This is a genomic window from Cochlodiniinecator piscidefendens (assembly GCF_011326755.1).
GTDB lineage: Bacteria > Pseudomonadota > Alphaproteobacteria > Rhodobacterales > Rhodobacteraceae > Cochlodiniinecator > Cochlodiniinecator piscidefendens.
This window is the reverse complement of the sequence record NZ_JAAOIE010000008.1, coordinates 1-21,794: the sequence shown is the minus strand read 5'-3', so window position 1 is coordinate 21,794 and position 21,794 is coordinate 1. Positions and strand designations below refer to the sequence as shown.

Annotated in this window: 11 protein-coding genes; 2 read left to right on the top strand and 9 right to left on the bottom strand. The window is 50.1% G+C overall.

Annotated features, from left to right (window positions below; genetic code table 11):
- Positions 1-8: 8 nt before the first annotated feature.
- From G9C99_RS15950 to G9C99_RS15915, 8 genes are all read right to left on the bottom strand, one after another.
- Entirely contained in the window at positions 9-674 is a 666-nt protein-coding gene (locus G9C99_RS15950) for a sugar transferase (RefSeq protein ID WP_166418526.1), read from the bottom strand.
- Positions 675-1,142: 468 nt separating this feature from the next.
- Complete coding sequence (locus G9C99_RS15945) at positions 1,143-2,393, bottom strand: GumC family protein (protein ID WP_166418525.1); 1,251 nt, start codon at positions 2,391-2,393, stop codon at positions 1,143-1,145.
- Between the two features lie 160 nt (positions 2,394-2,553).
- A complete protein-coding gene (locus G9C99_RS15940; protein WP_166418524.1) occupies positions 2,554-3,213 on the bottom strand; it encodes a 4'-phosphopantetheinyl transferase family protein in 660 nt (219 codons plus the stop codon).
- Positions 3,210-7,637, bottom strand: a complete 4,428-nt coding sequence (locus G9C99_RS15935; protein ID WP_166418523.1) for a MupA/Atu3671 family FMN-dependent luciferase-like monooxygenase — start codon at positions 7,635-7,637, stop codon at positions 3,210-3,212. The genes G9C99_RS15940 and G9C99_RS15935 overlap by 4 nt, the downstream gene beginning before the upstream one ends.
- On the bottom strand, positions 7,638-8,624 hold the full coding sequence (locus G9C99_RS15930; RefSeq protein WP_166418522.1) for a glycosyltransferase: 987 nt from the start codon (positions 8,622-8,624) through the stop codon (positions 7,638-7,640). It abuts the gene before it with no gap.
- A complete protein-coding gene (locus tag G9C99_RS15925; RefSeq protein WP_166418521.1) occupies positions 8,621-15,001 on the bottom strand; it encodes a type I polyketide synthase in 6,381 nt (2,126 codons plus the stop codon). The genes G9C99_RS15930 and G9C99_RS15925 overlap by 4 nt, the downstream gene beginning before the upstream one ends.
- 124 nt (positions 15,002-15,125) lie before the next feature.
- On the bottom strand, positions 15,126-16,493 hold the full coding sequence (locus G9C99_RS15920; protein WP_166418520.1) for an oligosaccharide flippase family protein: 1,368 nt from the start codon (positions 16,491-16,493) through the stop codon (positions 15,126-15,128).
- On the bottom strand, positions 16,490-17,317 hold the full coding sequence (locus tag G9C99_RS15915) for a glycosyltransferase family 2 protein (RefSeq protein WP_166418519.1): 828 nt from the start codon (positions 17,315-17,317) through the stop codon (positions 16,490-16,492). Before G9C99_RS15915 ends, G9C99_RS15920 begins: the two co-directional genes overlap by 4 nt.
- 90 nt (positions 17,318-17,407) lie before the next feature.
- On the opposite strand from G9C99_RS15915, the gene epsE reads away from it, so the two are divergent.
- Positions 17,408-18,625, top strand: a complete 1,218-nt coding sequence (epsE, locus tag G9C99_RS15910; RefSeq protein WP_166418518.1) for an exopolysaccharide biosynthesis GT4 family glycosyltransferase EpsE — start codon at positions 17,408-17,410, stop codon at positions 18,623-18,625.
- Here the strand turns inward: epsE and G9C99_RS15905 are convergent, their stop codons facing one another.
- The gene (locus G9C99_RS15905) at positions 18,626-21,478 is read right to left on the bottom strand and encodes a calcium-binding protein (protein WP_231704101.1); all 2,853 of its coding nucleotides are present in this window, start codon (positions 21,476-21,478) and stop codon (positions 18,626-18,628) included.
- Positions 21,479-21,703: 225 nt separating this feature from the next.
- Here G9C99_RS15905 and G9C99_RS18645 point away from each other — a divergent pair.
- Positions 21,704-21,794 (top strand): FAD-dependent oxidoreductase (locus G9C99_RS18645; RefSeq protein ID WP_407926025.1); only part of this gene is annotated, 91 nt, incomplete at its 3' end.

Below are 21,794 nucleotides of genomic sequence, written 5' to 3'. Positions count from 1 at the left end.
TGCTTTGATTAGTGGCCTGTGCCACGCAGCACGACCGACACTGTACGAAGCAAAACAACAAAATCGGTTCTTAATGACAGATCGCGATAGTAGCTCGTATCGAACAATGCGCGCTCAGCAAAGCTACATTCATTGCGTTCAGATATCTGCCAATATCCGGTGATACCAGGACGCATAGAATAGTATGCTGCGCCGGGATAAAGGTCTTTTTGGTTCCGCATCATTGGGCGCGGTCCAACAAGTGACATATCACCCAGAAGAACGTTTAACAGTTGAGGTAGCTCATCAATGGATGACTTGCGTAAAATCCGTCCAATTGGTGTGATCCGTGGGTCATGAGATAGCTTTTGATAAAGATCCCATTCTTTACGGGCCTCGGGGTTTTGTTCCAGATGATGCTCTAGCAGGTTGTCAGCGTTCGGGACCATACTGCGAAGTTTATACATCTTGTAGATGGTGCCGTTTTGGCCAATGCGCTCTTGGCAATAAAAAGCAGAAGCGCCATCGCGTTTTACCAAAATGGCTGCAACACCCAGAATGAGCAAAGCGATAGGGGCGACCAACAAGACAAAAAGAATGTCTAATGTTCTTTTAAGTGCATGCCGATAGGCCCCAAATGGCCGTGTCTCAAATGCACGAATACCAACAAAATCTCTACCAGATTCATATGACATTTCGGTTCCCCAGTTTTTGCTTAGGGGATCGATCAATTGTGCATGCTAACAGAACCCATGAAACGGGGCTCTGATTGTTATGGTTATGCGAAACAAATTTGCAGACATTTTCCCGCAAAGGGAAACAAGTTAACGCAGCAGCAGCACTATTTAACGATCACCTTATTACTCATCACTTGATTAAAATATGACGTATAGTGGTTTACAAGTCTATGCCAATGACCCTATCCAAAAGGATAAGGTCGTTGAAATCATTGAATAAATTTCGAAATCAGGGTTAATTCACTCTGAAATAATTGAAAAGACTCAACTATGAGGTGTAAATTGTTTCAATATTTTGGTTGACCTATCAGAAACGCGACTATTGTTTCAATTTTTCTCGGTTGAATTAACTAAGAATGCTCGAATCAAGATAGGTTTTTTGAACGCGAACATTCTAATTACACGGAAAAATTCAACTCAGCTCTCTTAAATACTCGTTGCGATGCCTAATAAAATGACAGCGCACAGAATCCCAACAATGAGATACAAATACCTCGGCCGGAACTGCACGATAGCTCTTTGAGGGGTTATGTCAGGTATTGCGACAATGGGACGAATATCTAAATTGCGTTCAAATTGTCCTGCTGTGCGCAGAACAGGGTTCCGTAGCTCCAGTAGGAAGACCACTCCAATCGCGATGGCCAAACTTGCCATAAAACCAAAGGCCACCAGTTTTTTCCTGTTTGGAGAAATTGGAAATTCTGGGACCAGCGCCGTTTCAAGAACTTGGAAATTCTGGGATTGATGACTGGAATCCAGCATCTGGCCCATTTCCGCCTCTGCCCGATTGCGGGTAATGACTAGGAACTGATCCTCGAGCTGCTGCAAGAACCGGTTGAGCGAATTTAATTCCCGTTCGACTTGTGGCCCATTCGAAAGTTGTTGCTCCAGCCCAATGCGTCTTTCTTGGATGAGGGATCTTTCATCTTCTAAACGGCTTAGTCGGTTGGCAAAAACAGTGCTTTCAGAGCTGTTGCTGTTGAGTTCTACAATCTGACGATCCAATTCCAATTCGGTTTCAATTAGGGACAGAAGCTGGGTGCGAATAGAGGCGAGCCCCTCAGGCAACACCTGTGCATTGATCTCTTTGAACGTGGCAATCTGATCGCTCATTGCTTCGATGGCATCACCCACCCTAAGTTCTTCGCTTTCAAAGAACGCGAGGGTTTCTTCAACTTGTTGAGTGCGGCGCTGGCGCGTTTGTTCGAGCAGGTTATTCACCAATTCATTCGCGATTTGCGCGGCTGTTTCTGCCTCCCCGTAGGTTACTCTTATCAAGAGTGCCGTTGGCGAGATATCAGATCGCCATCGCAAGTTTGGATCGATAATTTGCTCAACTGCTGTCGCTTGTCTAACCAACAACACTTGAGATCCCAAAGGTTGACCTGGGAACAACTCATATTTTTCGATGATTTGGATCAGATTGTCCCGTGCCATTAACCTTTGCTCGATGATCTGCAAGAGCTGCAAAGTGGCACTGTTGGTTGATCCGGCTGCGGTCGGATCAGGTATGCTTGGTTGTTCAATCTGAATAACTGCGGAAGTTTCGTACAACCTTGGTTGGCTAAACGCATAAAATACAGATGCAACAACGCCCACGATTAGGATAACGCAAACTACCAACAGGTGGCGGCGTAGGGTACTCAATAACTCACTGACGGGTGGGAACCTGTCCATCTATATTCTCCGCTTTTTAAAAGACCCCGGATTTGGCTGCTAACAAATCGGGGCTTTAGCTATATGAAGTCGAATCTCAGCGTTAAAATTGCCTTAAGATCGACGCCATGGGAGCACGATAGATTTCGAATATGGTTAACTTGTGGCGGGAGTTAGAAACTCACGCGGCAACAGTAGTTAAGATATAGCCATCTGCCTGGCCGATTTTACCTGAGATTTCATGACCTTTTCGGTACTCTCCGGTGTCCTCTGTAAACATCGCGCTAAAGGTCCGCCCTAAAAGGATGACGTTAAAGCGTTGAAAATCAAAAATCTCTTTTGTTTTGTTGTACTGGGCTTTGTACGCGCATTCTTTTGCGCTAAAAATTTCTTTGGCCTTGATCCCGCGCTCTGCCACGGGCTGCCGGGCTAACCATTCCTGTTCACTTTTGGTAAAAACGGTATCCCACAATTCTTGATGCAGCGGAGATGCGGGTTCAATGTCAATTGCCAACGTTTCAACCTCGGCCTGATGGGCAACAACCCCGATGCAGGCAGAGTCACAATGTGACAAGCTGCCAGTTACGCCATTTGGCCAAATGGGGGCCCGATCATCCCCCATAGGGATTGCCTGCGGCGGAAGGTCAAGCCCAGCCATAGCGCGCCTTAATGTGGTTCGACCTGCGGTAAATTCACGCAAACGCTGTGGTCGCGCGGATTGCATAGATTTTGCTTCGTCTGGGTATAGATCACCCATCGGCAAACGAGGGTCGACAACCACTACTTCGGCTTCTGGGGGTAACATGTTTTTGGCAAGGGTTTTCAATTCAGCAAAATTCATGAGCGGGCAGCCTTTCGTTGAGCCCGCATTGCACGCCGTTTGGACATGGCGTCAGTGCGGGTGGTCGTGGAATTTTCATTCGCGGGCGTCGCAACCTGAGGCGATGCAGATTTCGCCTCAGAAAGATCGCGGATGCGCCCCGCCAATTCTTTCAGCTTAGGGAAACGGAATATATCGGTGATGCTGAGTTTTTGCAATGAAAGCGTTGTACGCAACTCACGATGCACCTGAACCGCCAGCAAAGAATGGCCGCCAAGTTCAAAGAAACTCGCAGAGGAACTGATGTTTTCCACGCCTAAGAAATGGCTCCAAACCCGCGCGATTTGTTGTTCTAACGTGTCCGATGCCCCGACCATTGATTGGGGCATTGCGACGACTGAGGTGGGTTTGGGCAGTCCAGCACGATCGATTTTCTGGTTGGGTGTCAGAGGAAATTGATCGACGGAAACGAAATGCGACGGCACCATAAATGATGGTATCACTGTTGACAGGTGTTCTTTTAGGATTGTTTCGGAAAACTGTTGGCCTTTGATATAGGCTACGAGCCGTAGATCGCCGGGCGTATCTTCGCGTGCGACCACAACGGCCTGTTCAACTGAATCGTGATGTTCCAATGCAGCTTCGATTTCTCCAAGTTCGATGCGATAGCCCCGTAATTTAACCTGATGATCAGAGCGACCAAAAAAATCGAGCCGCCCATCAACCCGCCAAGCGGCCAGATCGCCAGTTCGATATAGGCGTCCTTGGCCAAACGGGTTGGCGACGAAACGCTCAGCAGTGAGCGTATCGCGTTGCCAATACCCTCGTGTTACGCCCTGACCGCCAATATACAATTCACCCGCTTCGCCAATGGCAGTGGGGTTCATGTCATCATCCAGTACATACATCGACGTGTTTGCAATGGGCTTGCCGATGTTCATTGTGCTTTCGCTTTGCATGACAGGTTCGACCGATGACCAAATGGTCGTTTCTGTTGGGCCATACATGTTTAGAACTTGCGCAGAAGTGGCTTCGCGCAAATCATCAACCAACGCGCCGGGCAGGGCTTCACCACCAATCAAAAGCTGGTCTAGCTGCCCCAAAGTGTCGCGCGCATCATCATCCATTGCGATCATGCGGGCCATACTTGGTGTGCATTGCATATGGGTGACATTGTGCCGTGCAATTTGAGCAGCGATCGAAAAATCATCTTCGGCAATATCAGCGGCTATATTTGATTTGCGCAGAACTTCCGCGAGTGGTTTCAGCCCCTCAAGAACAATTTCTGGCGCTATGCCGTAGTCGATAAGGCAGGCAACTTCGTCAACACCGATGCGTTTTAACGCTTCGACCCTTTGCACACAGTCATCTACGGTGCCAAACAAGCCGGAGTCTTCAAAATAGCGCAAGAACGCAAAATCCAGGATTCCCTCAAGCTCTTCTTCTTCGAGTGAACCTAACTCAAGATCAAAGGCGTTCTTGGCCCCTTCTGGGCGCTTAAATGCAGGGAACGCCCAAGCGTATTGTTTGATTAATCCGGCAGCGGACCGCAGGTAATCTTTCATCGGTTCGCGGGCAATTTCGCGCGCAGTTTCTCTGTCATCTGCGACAAAGCTGTGCAGCATCAAAGTCACATTGAAGTCAGCTGGATCATGACCGGATTTGCGCAACGCCTCGTGATACAGTTTAATTTTCTCGCCGACTTCCTCGACACTTTGGCCCAAAAGGTGGGTTAAAATGTTCGCGCCAAGCTCGCCTGCTTCGATCCAAGTTTGTGGATTGCCAGCCGTCGTGACCCATACCTCCAACTTTTTAGAAACAGGGCGTGGTTGCGTCACAACGCTGTGCATTGATCCGTCTTTTTTGGGAAACTCAACAGACTCACCCGCCCAAAGTGCGCGGACCGTTTTGATGCTTTCGTATAATGCAGGTTTGTTCAGTGGCGGTGTATTTTCCGGACGTAAGAGGAAATCATCCGGCTGCCATCCTGACGCAAATCCGATACCAGTGCGACCGTTGGTGAGGTTGTCAATCACGGCCCATTCTTCGGCGATCCGAGCAGGATGGTGAAGGGGGGCGACACAGCTACCCGCACGCACGGCAATGTTATTCGTGATTGCTGCAACCGCGGCCCCAGTCACTGATGGGTTCGGATAAGGGCCGCCAAACGCGTGAAAATGTCGCTCAGGTGTCCAGACAGCACAAAACCCGTTTGCGTCTGCAAATTGTGCGCCTTTCAAAAGGGTTGCGTATTTTTCAGGCCCAACGCCGTCGTCGTTGCCCCAGTAATACAGGCTGAAATCCATGCCACGCCCAGTTCCGATTACGGGGCCGTTGGACAATTGTGCGCGATTCTCAGACCCACTGATCACGGTTTTAAAGCCGCGGGCCAAGGTATAGAAAAGTTCAAGCACTGAAATGTCAAAAGACAAGCTGGTGACTGCCATCCAGACGCCAGCGGGGTCGTGCAGTACGTGGGCATCCATTCCGGCAAAGAAATTAGCCACATTGCCATGTTCGACCATCACCCCTTTGGGGCGCCCGGTCGAGCCGGAAGTATAGATCATGTAGGCTAAATTTTCAGCGCTAACAGATGTGCCTAGGTTTTCTGCGGAAGCGGATTCAAACCTCGGATCAACGTCTATTTCTAACACTGCCGCGTTATGTGCAGGCAGACGCTCCGTGAGGGCGCGCTGTGTGATTAATACCGACGCGTTGCTGTCGTGAATGAAGTGACTAATTCGGTCATCTGGATAGGTTGGATCCATGGGCACATAGGCGCCGCCTGCCTTTAAAATGGCAAGGGCGGCAACAAGCATGTCCAAAGAACGGTCAACATACAATCCGACCAACACGTCAGGGCCAACACCCAACTCACTTAAAACGCTGGCAACTTGATTTGCGCGTTTGTTCAAAGCTTCGTAGCTAAGTGATTTGTCCTCAAAGACCAACGCTGTCGCATTAGGTTTACGTTGTGCTTGTGCTTCGAACAAATGATGGATGGGCTGTGGATTATTGCTTGCTGCAGTGTCGTTCCATTGCGTCAGAACGGTTTCGCGTTCTCCGGCTGGGATAATGTTGCCAGTCGCAATAAAACTTTGCAGCCGAGCAAGGATAACATCTATCGCGGCATTACTTAGGCGGGATTGATCCACAAAGAGTTGGCCTGATGCAATGTCAAAACACAATACTGTGCCGGTCAATGCGCCAGCACCGTTTGATATCCCCATCAATGGTATCTGGTGCGACAACGAAGTGTCCCGTGCAAACAGATCCGCCGCCATTTCAGTAGCGCAAGTTTGGACATGTTCATTTTGGGAAACAGGCACCCAACCTGTCAGCAGGGGGTTTTTATTGGGCGTGTTTAGGGCAAGCGTAGGTTGCTTGATTTTCAAAAACGCCGCTGCAAATTCAAAAACCTGTTGTGTTGAAATTGAAATCGGGTGCGCCTGATACTTTGAGGGTTCTGCCTTAGGTTCGGCAAAGGGAAACTCATACGGGACGGCAGCGCTCAGTCTTTTGCGCCAGGTTTGTTCATTCGCAAGCGAAACATTATCAAATTGGCCCGGTTTGGTGATCATTTGACCAAGCGGAATTACATTTTTGTGAGTTTCACCTGACAAGCTTTGGAAGCCCCATAACTTTACCGCGCCTTGTCCACAGGCAACTGTGATATGATCTTGGGAGGTTTCCAGAACGCGGCCCGGCGCGCCGTCACCGTTGACAGGTTCAGCGTGCTGGACAATTGATATGCTATTGTTGTGGGTGATTTTTGCACAGCACAATGGGTTCCAATATGGTCCGTGGTCTAACCCGCGCACAAGTCGAGCAACTGCAATAGCGGGCTTTTCGAAATCCAAAACCCCATTGAAATCAGGGTAGGCATCGCGCGAAAAATAACTGCGCTGGTCAAAATTTTGGGGTTGGCGATTTGGCAGTTTGTTTTCGATTTGAACGATCAAATCTCCGAAACTATTGAGTGCAGCCTCATAGCATTTAGTGTTTAAAGTAAGTGCAGTTTCGTTGGGGCTTATTTCAAAGAGGCGTTGTTCAACGATGTCGCCGGTATCTGCGCCTTCTTCGATAACATGCCAAGTGATCCCATGTTCGGTTTCGCCGTTGAGAATTGCCCAGACAGGCGCGTTTAATCCTGCGTAGCGCGGGAGAGGGCCGTCGTGAAAATTCAATGCGCCCTTTTTCGCCAATTTTAAAATCGATTTTGGGATCATCGTCAGATTAGCAATGCTTAATAACCAATCGAATTTCAACTCAGGTAGGTCGGAAAAACTATGAGCGACCGTGCAGTTATGCCCTTTGGCCCATGCATGAATTTCTGGGTTGGTGCTGACCACCGCTCCAATAGAATGCCCTCGTGTCAACCATTGCTCACCGCATTGGATCAGGAGTGATCCGTCGCCAATAAAGAGACCGTTTAAAGGTGTCATTTATGCCTCCTGCGTCTTGGTTGAAATCTGAGGAACATCTGCCACAGCGCGTTTACGCCAAAATGAATGCCGAATGAGATCGCGTAGAAAATGGTTTGGGTCAGCCTGCGGTTTGCGCTGAATCAACCGGCGTATGCGCCACAAAAGCCCGCCTGAAACATGAGCTAAAGTCGCACCCAACGCGTAAAACTTCCCGTGGTTTTTGCAAAAATAATGATGCCGAGAGTCAAACCAAAATTTTGGGGTGCGCTGCCAGGATTTCATGCCTGTTGAGACTGATCCTATATGCATGACTTCGCTTTCGCGCACGAATAAAACTTGCCATCCCGCCCGTTGCGCTCTTAAACATAGATCTGTTTCCTCAAAATACAGGAAAAACCGTTCATCAAATAATCCGATCTCCTCAAGGGTTTGGAAACGCATCATCATGCTTGCGCCTGCGAGCCAGTCGACGGGTTGAGTTACCTCCGGAATTGGAATGGGTACCACAGCAGATTTAAGGGCACGGCTGATCGGGCCAAAGCGCGCAGCACCCTCCAGTTCGCTCGCGATTGATGGAAAACGAAAAGTTGTTACATGTCCTTGCGCATCTGGTCCGTGAATATAGCTTCCTGCAAATCCGATATTTTTATGGTTTTCGAGTGCATCCAATAAAGCCTGAATTGAGTTTTTTCCGGGGAAGGCATCAGAATTTAAAATATAGACATAATCAGGTTTTAAACCTGCGCTTAGCGCCCACTGAATTCCAAAATTATTGCCAGCACCGAAACCACCATTATGACCGGAGGCAACAACATGAACATGCTCCATATCTTGGGTTTCGGCTTGTAGCTTTTCAAAGGATCCATCCCCTGAATCGTTATCCACAACGACAATGTTGCCACTGATACCTTGCATTTCAGTGGTCGCCGCAACGATCGATTGCAGGGTCATATCCGGGGTTTTGTAATTTAGGATGACAGTCAGAAGGCTGATCGGTCGTTTCATTCGGCTGCCCTCACTTTGGTTTGTGTCGATTTGCGCTCAGCGGATGAAATCAAGCGTTTCATATGTGCGGCCAAAACGCGGACATTTGGTTCAAGCACCATTGAGTCATGATCGCCGGGCACTTCGATTACGTCGACTGTATTAATCCAGTCACCCCAATCATTGTCATGGAAAAGATAAGCGCGCTCTGAGCTGATTAAGCGGCCTTGCGCACCTGCCCAATGCCCAACAAGAGGGGGGCGGAACAACGCGACGGGTCCATCCCATTTTCGCAAAGAATAAGTGGCGACAGCGTGTAAAAATGCCGCCTCAATATCAGAGTTGTGGAACTGGTGTGTTGCGATTGCCGCATCAGGTTGGGATTGGCGTTTTTGCAGTTCCCATTGAATGCGGTTTTTGAGCCAAACAAAGGGGTATGAAAGCCCTTTGCGTTTCAATTCCTGCCATTGAATGCGCATACGATCACTGCGTTCCAGTGGTCGGCGGGTTGGCAGAGGCGTATCCAGCATTACCAGCAATGCGGTTTCTTCGCCGGCTTCGCGCAGTTGGCGTGCAATTTCATAGGCGGTGATACCACCCCCTGAAAAGCCACCTAGGAAATAAGGCCCATGTGGCTGCACGATCTGCATTTCCGCAATGTAATCTGCTGCCGCTGTTTCAATGTTGTCATGTGGCTTGTCATCGCCATACAACCCTTTGGCTTGCAATCCATAAAACGGGCGATCCGCCCCAAGAAGGTGCGCGAGATGGCGCAGGTTTAAGACGTTCCCGAACATACCAGCAACAAGGAAGAAAGGTGTTTTGGAAGCAGCTTCGCCTTCGTGCATTGGGACGATATGGGTGAAGCGGCGTGTAGGTTTTTTTAGCGGAGTAGGGGTGTCGCCATTGTTAGTGGCGCCGCCAACTTGATCCGCGATCAACGCTGCGCATTTTGTGATTGTTGGCGCTTCGAACAAAATCGAAATCGGAAAATCAATTTGATAAGCCTTTTTGACCATCGCAAACAAACGCACAGCAACGAGCGAATGCCCGCCAAGGTCAAAGAAACTATCCTCGACGCCGACTTGTTCAACACCCAGTAAATCCTGCCAGAATCCTGCAAGTGTGCGTTCGATATCATTGCTCGGCGCGATAAAATCACTGTCGAGTTCGGGCCGCTGAAAGCTCTGCCCAGTTGACGATTTTTCGACGGTTGCATCGGCTTGTGCAATCAATCCATTCAGATTCAGCGATGATACGATGATCTCAGACTGACCAGTCGCCAATGCACGCCGAAAGGCTGCGGCACCTTCGCTCGGTCTAATACCTTGTTCAAGATTATGGCGCAGGCGCTCTTCGGCGGCTGTCTGAGGTTGCTGGGCCCCAGTGATATCAAATTCCAGATCCTGTTCTTTGGCCGGAATGGGTTTTGCAAAGCTTTGGTTTGTTCCTAAGCGATGCAATGTAAACCCAGAAACCTCAACGCAGATATTGCCATCTTCGTCGGTGATAACAATGTCAAAGCGTGCGGTTTCGTCTTGGCTTGTATTGTGTGAAGCGTTGCGCACCCAGCTGTAAACGGTGTCGGGCAAGGTGCGATAAACGTCAACGGAACCATAAGACAATGGCACCCATAAATGGGTTGCAGTGTATCCATCAATCAGCTTCATTGCCCAACCGGTTGCGATGTCCATCAGGGCAGGGTGCAATAGAAACCCGGCGTCGATATCGCTGCGCAGATCATCAGGTAAGGCAAGCCGAGCAATACCTTCGTTTGTGCCATAGGCTGTTTTTTGAAGAACACTCCAACGAGGGCCAAAATTCAGGTGAACCTCTTGCGGAGATTTTTGCAATCCATCAGTAACATCAGGGCAACGTTCCATAACTTCTGCGATGTTGACGGGGGCAGGGGGGTCAATCGATGACAAATCAACATTGGCCTCTGCATGGGTTTCCCACCCCTTTCGACCGTTCACAGGGGATTGGCTTTGTACCTTGATATCGTAGCCAAAATCGCTGCGGTGCAGTTTAAGGCGTATTTCTTTGCGAGCGTGATCATCGACGGCGAGGGGCCGTAGGAACAATAGATCGTTTAGGGAAAATGGCCCGTCTTCGCCATGGGCCCGCAAGGCTTCGGCGGCGAGTTCCAAATACCCGGTTCCGGGGAGCAGGGCATCGCCTGCTTTGGTACGGTGACCATCCAAAACCCATTGATCTGAGACACGGTAGGTCGCGTGAAATTGCCGTTGCCCAGCGTGATCAAACCCTGCGTCGTCTAATAACGGCATATCAATTGGTTTAGCCTCAGACTGTAGGGCCGCATCGCGCTGTGCTAAGGCGTCTGCGGCCATGCCAACTTCGGCCCAGATCCCCCAGTTTAACGCTAGCACCCGTGTTTTGTCGTTAGAACGCGACGCGGCATATGCATTCAGAAAGGCATTGGCGGCGACGTAATCAACCTGCCCCACAGGCGCTGTTGCTGTACTGGTGGACGAAAATAGAACCAGCCAATCTAACGTGCCGTCGGGAAAGACTTGATGCAGAACCTCTGTGCCGTGCAGTTTTGGGGTAAAGACATCTTCGACGGAGGATGGCGTTTTCGCCAAGATAGGTGCATCATCCACGACACCTGCAGCATGAATGACACCGTGAACAGCGCCTAGGCTGCGCGCCAAATCGCGCATTTCAGTGATATTACAAACATCGGCACGACATAGAACAATTTCAGCGCCTAATGTTTCTAGGGCTTGAACGGCTTTGATACGGGTTGAGGTTTGATCAACCGGGCTGTGGGTTTTTAAATGTCCGACCCAATCCGCGCGATCAGGCAAACCCGAACGCGATAAAAGCACGATCCGGCTTGCGCCCTGTTTAATCAGGTCCTCAGCCAGCGTGAGACCAATACCGCCAAATCCGCCAGTGATCAGATAGGTTCCATCCCCGCGAATATTGGGGGTATCGACATCTAGGGTTTGTGTCCGATACTCGAGTTCAAACCGCTTTTCACCACGAATAGCCGCAACCATGTTGATGGGCGGTGCTATTAAATCTTCAAGTAATCGTAACGCGGTTTTGTCAGCGGCAACCTTACCAACATCAATCATTGACGTCGTAACTTGGGGCAATTCACGCGGGATGACACGGCAGGGGCCTGCGATTGTTGCTTTTTCTGGGTAAGGGAGCGGTTCGTTTTTGACTTGGCGCGCGCCGGAAGTCACTGCGGTGATATGCAAAGGTTTTGGTAGATTTTCGCCTTCGATTGCCTGTGCAAGAAACAGCAGGCTGAAAAAACCCTGTTCAATATTGCGATGGAAAAATGAACTGCCGGGGCGGAACGTTTCACGATCTGTTAGCAACCAAAGATGCACAATGCGTGTCGGAACAGTACCATTCGCGACCAAGGCCTGAAGCAATTGATCATAGCCTTCGCGCCCACGTTCGGGCGGCAACACATAGGATGTTTCGTCGATTTGCCCAAAGGCATCTCCGGCATGGATTTCGATAACCGGATGACCGGCCGCCCGCAGTCTTTTGGCCAAAGCTGCCCCTACGCCGGCATCATCCATAAAGATTAGCCAGCTTTGGGGGTCAGCCATATCCAATTCGGTTTCGGGGTCAACATCAGCCTCGGCCAATCTTGGGCGCCAATGGGGGCGATATCCCCAATCCGCAATTTCATCTGTTCGACTAAGGTAGTCGTCAACAACAGTTTCTTTGGCAGTACCCGGTTCGATAAAATATGGGGCGCGTTGAAAGGCGTAGGTCGGCAGCGGTACGCGATGGCGTTTTGCGTCACCCCATATCTGTTCCCAGTCGGCTTCTACGCCAGTTGCCCATAGGCGCCCAACAATTCCGAGAAAGTAAAGATCATCCTCGATGGCTTCATCCGGGTGACGCAAAACGCTAAAGACCTGTTGGGCAGTCACGGCACTGTGCATCTGGGTCAACGAGGACAGAGCTTTGCCCGGACCCATTTCCAGATAAACTCTGTCGGTCTTTTCCGACAGTGTTGTGATGCAATCCGCAAAATGAACCGTACCGCGCAGATGGCGGACCCAGTAGTCCGGGTTTGTTGCCTCATCCGCTGTGATGAAATCCCCAGTTTGATTTGATACAAATGGGATTTGTGGGGCATTCAAGCGAATGGAGCGCAAATAATCCCTAAAGCGGTCTAAAATCGGGTCTAGCATTCGAGAATGGGCGGCGATGTCAATCGGGATGCGCTGTGCAATAACGTCATCTTCGTCCAGAATTTGCGCCAAGGTATCAAGGGCATGCTGTGGGCCAGAAACCACGGTTAGGTCCGGCGCATTCAGTCCAGCAATATCTAAATCTTGCGACAGATATGGTTCAAGATCCTGCAATGATAACGGAACACTCAGCATACCCCCCGCGGGGACGGTATCAAACAATTGCCCACGCAATAACACCAACCCAATACAATCCTCAAAGCTGAGAACACCGGCCAAACAGGCTGCGGTGTTTTCGCCCATGGAATGACCCACAAGTGCGGCAGGTTTTACGCCCCAAGACATCCACAGTTGTGCCAGCGCATATTCAACGATCATGATGAGCGGCAACTGTACGGAGGGTTGTTTCAATTTAATGTCAGCTGTTGACCTAGCATCTCCGTCAGCCAACCAAAGCGCACGAATATCGTAGTCAATTTGTGGTTCAAGTACCGCAAATCCACGATCCATCCAGTCCTGAAAAACTGGCTCCGTTTCGTAGAGATCGCGAGCCATGCCGACATATTGAGCCCCGCCGCCGGGGAACATGAATATGGTTTCGGGATCATCGCCCAAGGCCGAATGCGTAAAGACCCGGCGTTTGTCATTTTCTTCGAGTAGACGCGCGGCTTCTTCGTGGGTTTCAGCAACGACGATACGGCGTTTTTCAAAGGCGCGACGCCCCTCCTTCAGGGTATATGCAACATCTGCCAATGGCTGATCTGAATGTGCCCGCAGATGCTTTGCCAAAGCGGTCGATGCGTCATCAAGCGCGCCTTTGGAACGTGCCGATAACGTCAGAATGTGAAAGGGCCAATCGCTTTCGTCTGATGCGGAACGAAGAGGGGCCTCTTCGAGGACTGCGTGCGCATTGGTTCCACCAACACCCAAGGAATTGACGCCTGCGCGTCGTGGACCCTTATGAGAAGTCCAATCGCGCAAGCTGGCGTTTACTGAGAAAGGGGACCCATCAAAATCAATAACCGGGTTTGGGGCCTCGTATCCAAGGCTCGGTGGGATTTGTTTATGGGTCAGCGACAGCGATGTTTTGATCAAGCTCGCAACCCCTGCGGCTGTGTCGAGATGACCAATGTTGGTTTTTACCGATCCGATGCCACAAAACCCTGTTTCATCGGTGGTTTTGCGAAAGGCTTCGGTCAGCGCGGCAACTTCGATCGGATCACCTAAATAGGTCCCGGTACCATGGCATTCGACATAGTCGATAGTGTCAGCCGGAATTTGCGCGATAGCATGTGCTTCGGAAATAGCGTTGGCTTGACCGTCCACACTGGGGGCCAAATACCCCGCCTTGGCCGCGCCGTCATTGTTAACTGCGGTGCCTTTAATCACGCCCCAAATATGGTCACCGTCGTTTATCGCGTCGTCCAATCGGCGCAAAACAATCGCCCCAGCGCCACTGCCAAATACAGTACCCTCGGCGCGGTGATCAAAGGCGTGACAATGCCCATCAGGTGAAAGAACTTCGCCCTCTTTAAAAATATAGCCGCGGTTTTGGGGTAACTCGATGGTGACGCCACCCGCCAGCGCCATATCGCATTCGCCATTCAACAAAGCCTGACAGGCGTAATGCGTAGCAACCAACGATGTTGAGCAAGCCGTTTGCATATTGATGCTTGGGCCCTTGAGATCGAAAACGTGACTAACACGCGTGGCCAGAAAATCTTTGTCATTGCCTGTGTGGCGCAACAAAAACATGCCAACATCATCAACCAGATCCGGGTTTGAACAGATATTGAAATAAAGATAGCTGCCCATGCCGCACCCGGCAAAAACACCGATTGGGCCATCAAATTTTTCGGGCACATGCCCTGCGTTTTCCAGCGCTTCCCATGTGACTTCTAGAAATTGACGATGCTGTGGGTCTAAAATGGCTGCTTCTTTTGGGCTGAACCCAAAGAAATCTGCATCGAAATACTCAAAGCGATCCAAGGGTGCAGCTGCGCGTACGTAGTTTTTATGATGAAGGCGGCCTGGTTTCTCGCCAGCGGCCAATAATTCTTCGTCAGACATTTGCCGAATAGATTCGACACCATCGCGCAAATTCGACCAGTACCGTTCCAAAGTATCAGCCCCTGGAAGGTGTGCAGCCATCCCTACTATCGCAATGTCATTTTCACTCATCTGAATGTGACCCGACCCGTCATTCATTTTAAAACCTCAGACCGGGGCAGAACCGGCCAATATACAAACGGGCCCGATGAGCCCAATAAATTACTTACCACCTGTCGCGAAGTTGAGGATAAACCGAGGGCAACGCTGTAAAAAGGATATTTCAGGGCATTTTTGAGGCAATAAGGATAGTTATCGCCTCTTGGTTGTAAATATAGGCGCCAAGAACCAAGATTCCGCCTATAATAGCGAAGATACTATCGTGTTTTGGATCCCATGCACCTTGTTTTAGGGCGAGCCAAACAACCACAGGATAAACCAAAAGCATCGCGATTCCCTGCCCGATTAGCGCGCCAAAAAGACCCGCAAAGTGAAACCCCAGCAATAAGCCAGCAATCATCGCCGCCGCGCGGGAGGCGGCCAGAACGAAAAAACCACGACTGTCCCCAGCGGCTAAGGCGGCTTGATCATAAGTTAAAACGATCACCTGTGGGATCTGTGACAACGCCAATATGACGACCATTGCGCCAGCCGCCTGATAGCGGGGATCATACATAATGCTTATCAAATCGACGCCGCCAAAGGCAAAGAACATGACCATCACGAAAATCAAACCCGTCAGCAGGAACCGCATCTTTTGCAGCTTGGCAAAGTTTTCGACGGATTGAGATGGGGGTTTTTCGCGATACAGAGGGATTAGAATACGTCGTATTACAATCCCCCCAAGTAGGAGCGGGAAGCTCGCCAGAAAATATCCGATATTATACACACCGAGTGTTTCGAGAGATAGAAACTTACCCAAAACCACTTTGTCGCCTTGGCTTAAAATAAAACCCGCGACAGTGCTGAGGAAAATCCATTTCCCAAAATGAATAAGCTCTTTGGCAGCGGGCTTTTCCCATCTAAAATGGTTGCGTACACCGGGCAAAAATCGATCATACATCCAAAGCTGAAACGCCGCGCCAATCAGGCCGCTAAATACCAACGCCCAAACTGAACGCAGCCAGTAGGCCAGCGCGATGGCGCTAAGAATCCCGACGGCTTGCGTTACCATATCAATGACGGTGACCCGCCCCAGCATGAGGTGACGATTGGCGGTTTCCAAACGCGTTGGATTAAAGGCTGTGATCAATAGGGATAAGCTGGCGACAGGTAACAAATGCAGTAATTGTGGTGTTTCGTAAAAGGCGGCCATCGGCCAAGCCAACACCGACGCAACAATCCACAAAACGCCGCCTCGGATCACTTGAATGGTCCAGGCTGTATTTAAAAAGTCAGGGTCATCACCGCGTTTGTTTTGTTGAATAGATGGCCCAACCCCAAGGTCGGAAAACATCGCCAATCCCATCATAAATATCCCGACAAGTACCATCATGCCAAAGGCATCGGGGAACAAAATTCGGGTTAAGATGAGGTTTGATGCGAGGCGCAAAATTTGCGAAATGCCATAGCCCATGACGGTTAGGCCCGAACTACGCATCACCCGCGCACGCAAACCTTCGCCAGCTAAAAGAGCGCTAAAAAGTTTCATCTCCCGCGGCTCCAATCTGAGGTATGCTTTTGGGCAGTCAGGCGCACCGCGATACGCACACTGGTATAAACGGCAAACCCAACCGGATCGCGTAGACCTAGCGCCAAAAGGCCTTTTATCCCCAAGCTACTTTCGTCGTCATTTTTCATGAGATCAGGGTGGTTTTCACGTAGCTGGTGGACACCGGCTTCTTGGCGGCGACGGACTTTGATAAGGTTTTTATAGCCTTCGACCAAAGGCCAATCATAGGTCGCGGGAACTCCGATGCGTTCAGTTGGGGTAAAGCTTAATCGGGCAAATGTGTCGTCAGAAATAATGTCACCCCAATGTCCCCAGCGCGCGCGACCTTCTGCATTTACGGCGAACAAGCCTGCGCCCGGTACCCCCTGTGTAATGAATGGAACTTTGGTGTAGATGCGACGGTATGCTTTGCTCGCCCAAGACCGCGGAATAGGAATGCGTAGCGTGCCACTGGCATAACGCGGGGCGGCAACATTCAACGCATCTGCAATTTGGTTCAATACATTGGAACTGATGTTCACATCTGCGTCCAGATAAACCCTTGCACCCCAATGGGCCGCAGCGTCCCCTGCGTTTAATGCATTCAGTTTTCCGCCTTCGGACAATTCGAGAACTTTAAACCGCCATCCACGCCCAGCAAAATGTGTTTCAAACGTGCGCGCCACCCCTGCCGTTTCATCGGTGCACCCATTGGCCACCACGATAACCTCCGCGTCATGCGTGCCATGTGATCCTAGAACGGCCGCAAGACATTGGCCAATCTCATCTTCTTCGTTGCAGGCAGGGATAATGATGCTCAGCATTGGAATGGCTCGGCTTTTGAGGAAAAGAATGCTAGGGCTAAATCAACGTGACGCATATTTTCGTATAACACCAACAAATCCCTAGTCAAAATGCCTGATGAATTAAAAAATCAAACAATCGGATATCTGATACCCCAATTTCCGGGGCAGACCCATATTTTCTTTTGGCGTGAGATTGCAGCGCTTGAGGCGCGTGGTGTTGATGTCGCACTTTTTAGCACGCGGTCTCCGCCAGCAGGGTTGATTTCACATGAATGGTCGCAGGAGGCGATGGATCGTACAACGTATTTAGGTGCGATAAAACCATTGGAGGCGCTGAAGGCGCTACTGTCCATTGCTCCGGGCAAATGGATGTTTGATGTCTGGCGCGAAGGAGTAGGGGCGTTCAAAGATGTCCTGATAACCCTCGCGGCGGCCCAAACACTTAGGGATGATTGCGCACGCAGGGGCATAACGCATGTTCACGTTCATTCCTGCGGTCGCGCAGCATTAATCGCGATGTTTGCCCAGCTAATGGGGGGGCCAAGCTATAGCCTAACGTTGCATGGGCCGATGTCTGACTATGGATCGCTGCAGGGGCTGAAATGGCGCCATGCTGACTTTGCGACGATCATCACGCAGAAACTTACCGCTGAGGCCCGATTGCAGTTGGGGAATGATTTTCCAGATCGTGTTGCTTTGCAGCCAATGGGTGTGGATACGGATGTATTAAAACGACCAACCGCGTATATTCCCCCAAAGACCGATGCCCCGATTCAGCTGTTTGCCTGTGGGCGGTTAAACGTCGTCAAAGGTCACCAAGATTTGCTGAGTGCAGTTCGCAATTTGGTTGATCAGGGGCTTGATATCCAGCTTGAAATCGCTGGCGAAGATGATGATGGCGGGCAGGGGTACCATCGCGAATTAGCTGCGCATTTGGCTGATCTAAATTTAGAAGGCAACGCTAAGCTACTCGGCGCTATCAGTGCCGAAGCGGTGCTTCAGAAATTAACTTCTGCACATATTTTCATTTTAGCGAGCTGGCACGAACCCTTAGGCGTGGCCTACATGGAGGCTATGTCGTGTGGCACACCTACCATTGGGACAAATGCAGGCGGTGTGCCAGAACTGATCCGCGACGGTGTTGATGGGATTTTAGTTTCGCCGCAATCACCCAAGGAATTGGCAAATGCAATTCAAGATCTGATCAGCACCCCGAGCAAGGCAGAGTCGTTAAGCGTTGCTGGTCGTGCGCGTATCGTTGGCCAATTTCACAGTGATATTGGCGCTGAAACCTTACTTTCTTTGATTAATGAGGGTCCAGACTGATCACTGTAAATCGGCAACAGGGACGACCAAACCCGGGTTTTTCTGAAACAGCAAATCTTCGATTGCGAAAAGAGTGTATGTTTCTGTCGAGCCAAACACGATGAGACGTTGATGGGGTGACCCTGACACCGTTTCAACCTCAAAGGCATAATCATTTACGGCACCTGAAAATACCGCGGCGTCGCGGCCTTCTCCGCCGTGCAATCTATCGCCTGTACCGGAGGCCGTCAAAATGTCGTCTCCATCCCCAGCAAGTATAATATCTGCTTTGGTGGTTCCTGACATTTCTTCGCTATCGTCGCCGCCGATCAACATAACACCATGGTCAAAAATAGAACCATCACGATCACTCCACCATGCTGGGGTGTTTTGGTTGAAATCGGTTAGTACGTCATTGCGCGTATTTTCATCGCCAAGATACCGCAAAGTTCCCCAGCTGCCGTATTGGCTAGGGGCGCTGACATCAACAAAGGCGTTGAACAATGTGCCTCCGACCTCCTGCCATGATGTTAACAGCTCTTCATATAGCTCTGCCATTTCAGGGGTGTAATTGAGGTGGTTAAAAAACGCAGTCAGTGAATCGTTGCCCGACCAATCCGCAAGCCCAACGACGTGTGTGCTGCCTTCGTACATGACCAGCTCAAAATTATTGTCGCGGGCGACTTCGGCCTGATACGGCCATGCTTCATCGACCAAGTGTTTCAGGGACCCATCCCTGATCATTTCAATGGCGCGGGCCGTCGCCGATTCATATTGACGTTCTTCGGCAAACAGGCGTAGTCGCACCCGGGCGAGACCTTGTTCGCGTCCTGTGGCCTCAGCCTCAGCGCGGCTTTCTTCTATCCAATTTAGAACCTCTGGGGCGACTTCGTCGGTGCCGAGTTCTAAGCCGAAATACCCGGTGACCGCATAAGCATCAAACCAGTCAGCAGGCGCACCTAACCGCCCAATCTGCCATAGCGGCGCCTGAAGAAGTGGTTCTTCCAACCCCGGCCAATCTGTGTGAGTGGCGATCACCCGGCGCAAACGCGTTTCTGTTTCTGGGCCAAAAACGTTGGTCCAGATCGCCATCATTTCCGCGGCGCGCAGACCGGCATATTCCATCCACTGCGCATCTGATCCGCTGTCCCCCCAGCGTTGTTGCGCTTGGGCGGCCACCCAATGGGTCTGGGGAAAACCAAAGTTCCATAGCTCATTGGAATATTCAATATAAGCGAGCAACTCAGGATTAAGATTGTCCAATACGTAAAACGCAAAATTGCGTACATAATCGTCTTGGGCCATATGTGGCATATTAAACCAAGGATCAGCCCCTATTTCATTGGCCAAGGCAACCATGACCTCAACGGGGGTGCCGCGCCGAATATAGGTGTAATCCAACAGATTGGCCCGGGTCTGCCATGTGGTTTTTTCCGACCCATTGGTGAACATCCAATCCATAAACCGCACAGACCGAAGATCAGACACCACATTGACCCATTCCGGGTTAAACATGGCCCCAACTTCAAACAGTGGAATGTTGTCTTCGCGCACCACCGAGATATTACGGATGTAGTCCCCGGTGTCGTCAGGGTCAGAGCTGCGGATTTGAATACCTACTTGGCCCTCGCCGGGTTCATAACTGAACCACATTTCACCGTCTTCGTATTGCACGCGTCGTGCGCGACCGGTTAATTGAATGTCGCCGGTACCTTCATAGGTGACGCGGTAGCGGCCGGTTAACCAATCAGAATCTGTCGGTTGGTCCGTTAACAACAGAGTTTCAATCGCCGTTAAATCCTCAGGAACATGCGTAACCCACCCAGCGGCATCTAAGATGCCAAGCGCTTCTAGTTCTTGTGCCGTGCGCCCGCCCCATTGTCCGGGAATATGGCCTGTCCATGGGCGGGCTGTTTTCATCAGGTCAACAAATGGATGTTGAGTAGACCAATCTGCAATCCCATTTAAACCCATCGCTAACGAAGGCGCATCCCGCGCAACAACGTGTTGGAAATTCTCCAATACAAAGTCGTCAAACTGGGCCTGTCTTTGATTAAGAATTGTGCGAACCTCAAACAGATGATCGTTCACCAACGGATGAATTGTATCAGGAAAGGATATCTCGGGGAGTGTGTTTTCAAAAAGTGCGCTATAGGTGATTGCGCTAGCCAAAGCATAAAGGGTTGCCGTTCCATGTGGATCTGTATCCACATATAGATCATTTGGTGCTATACCAGCCAAAGGTGTCTCGGTCATAAATTGCGCAAGCTTCTGGGCAACCGGAATGAGCGTAATCTGATAATCCGGACGTTCCTTTTGCAAATGGTCGACATAATCTTCGTACCATGCATGATAGGGGCCAACGGCGTCTTCGTAGTATTCCTGCAAATCTGTGGCCACGCCGACATCACCATTGATGTAGCCTGCCATTTCGGACCAACCTTCATAGATATAGAACTGAGCATCAGGGGCTTGAACATGCACCCAATCCATTACCTCTAAAGTAGCGCTAAGCGGGGAGGATTGATCAGGGTTTTCGCCGTCGTATGCGGTGTCAGCCGGTTGATATTGAATGAAGTTGGCGGGATTTATCATTACCGCATCAAATCTGGCCTGCGTAAAACTTTCACGTTCTGAATTCCACGCTGGTTCGACATCCGAGAAAGACCAATTTGGTTCTGGGGGCAATGTATCGGCAAAGTTACGTAAAAACCCCCATTGGCCTGAAATTTGGATTTCATGCCCATCTAAGGATGCAAACTGCGCCAACCAATGCGGCACAGTTGTTTCATCACTACCACTGTGGAAATTTATCAGGCTATTGCCGAATACAAATAGTTTAAGCGTATCGGCCCGTGCGGGTGATACAGCCATCAAAAACACAAAACAGAATTTGAGAAACACAGCGGATACTAAAGAATTTTTCATGCTCTAATTATGCCGAGTCTCCTGCGAGAAGAAAGAGCGAATTGTCGTACCAAATAATGAGCGATCAGTTTTTAGTATTTATAATCCGAAAAAATCGAAACTAAAGCGTTTCATTTGACCAAATTGACCCATGATCGTTTGAATATGGAGAACATATTCGGGATTTTTGCGATGAAGAGTCGGACGCGTGTAGTTGTAATAGGTGGTGGTATAGCGGGGTGTTCTACGCTTTATCATTTGACGCAGGCGGGGTGGTCTGATG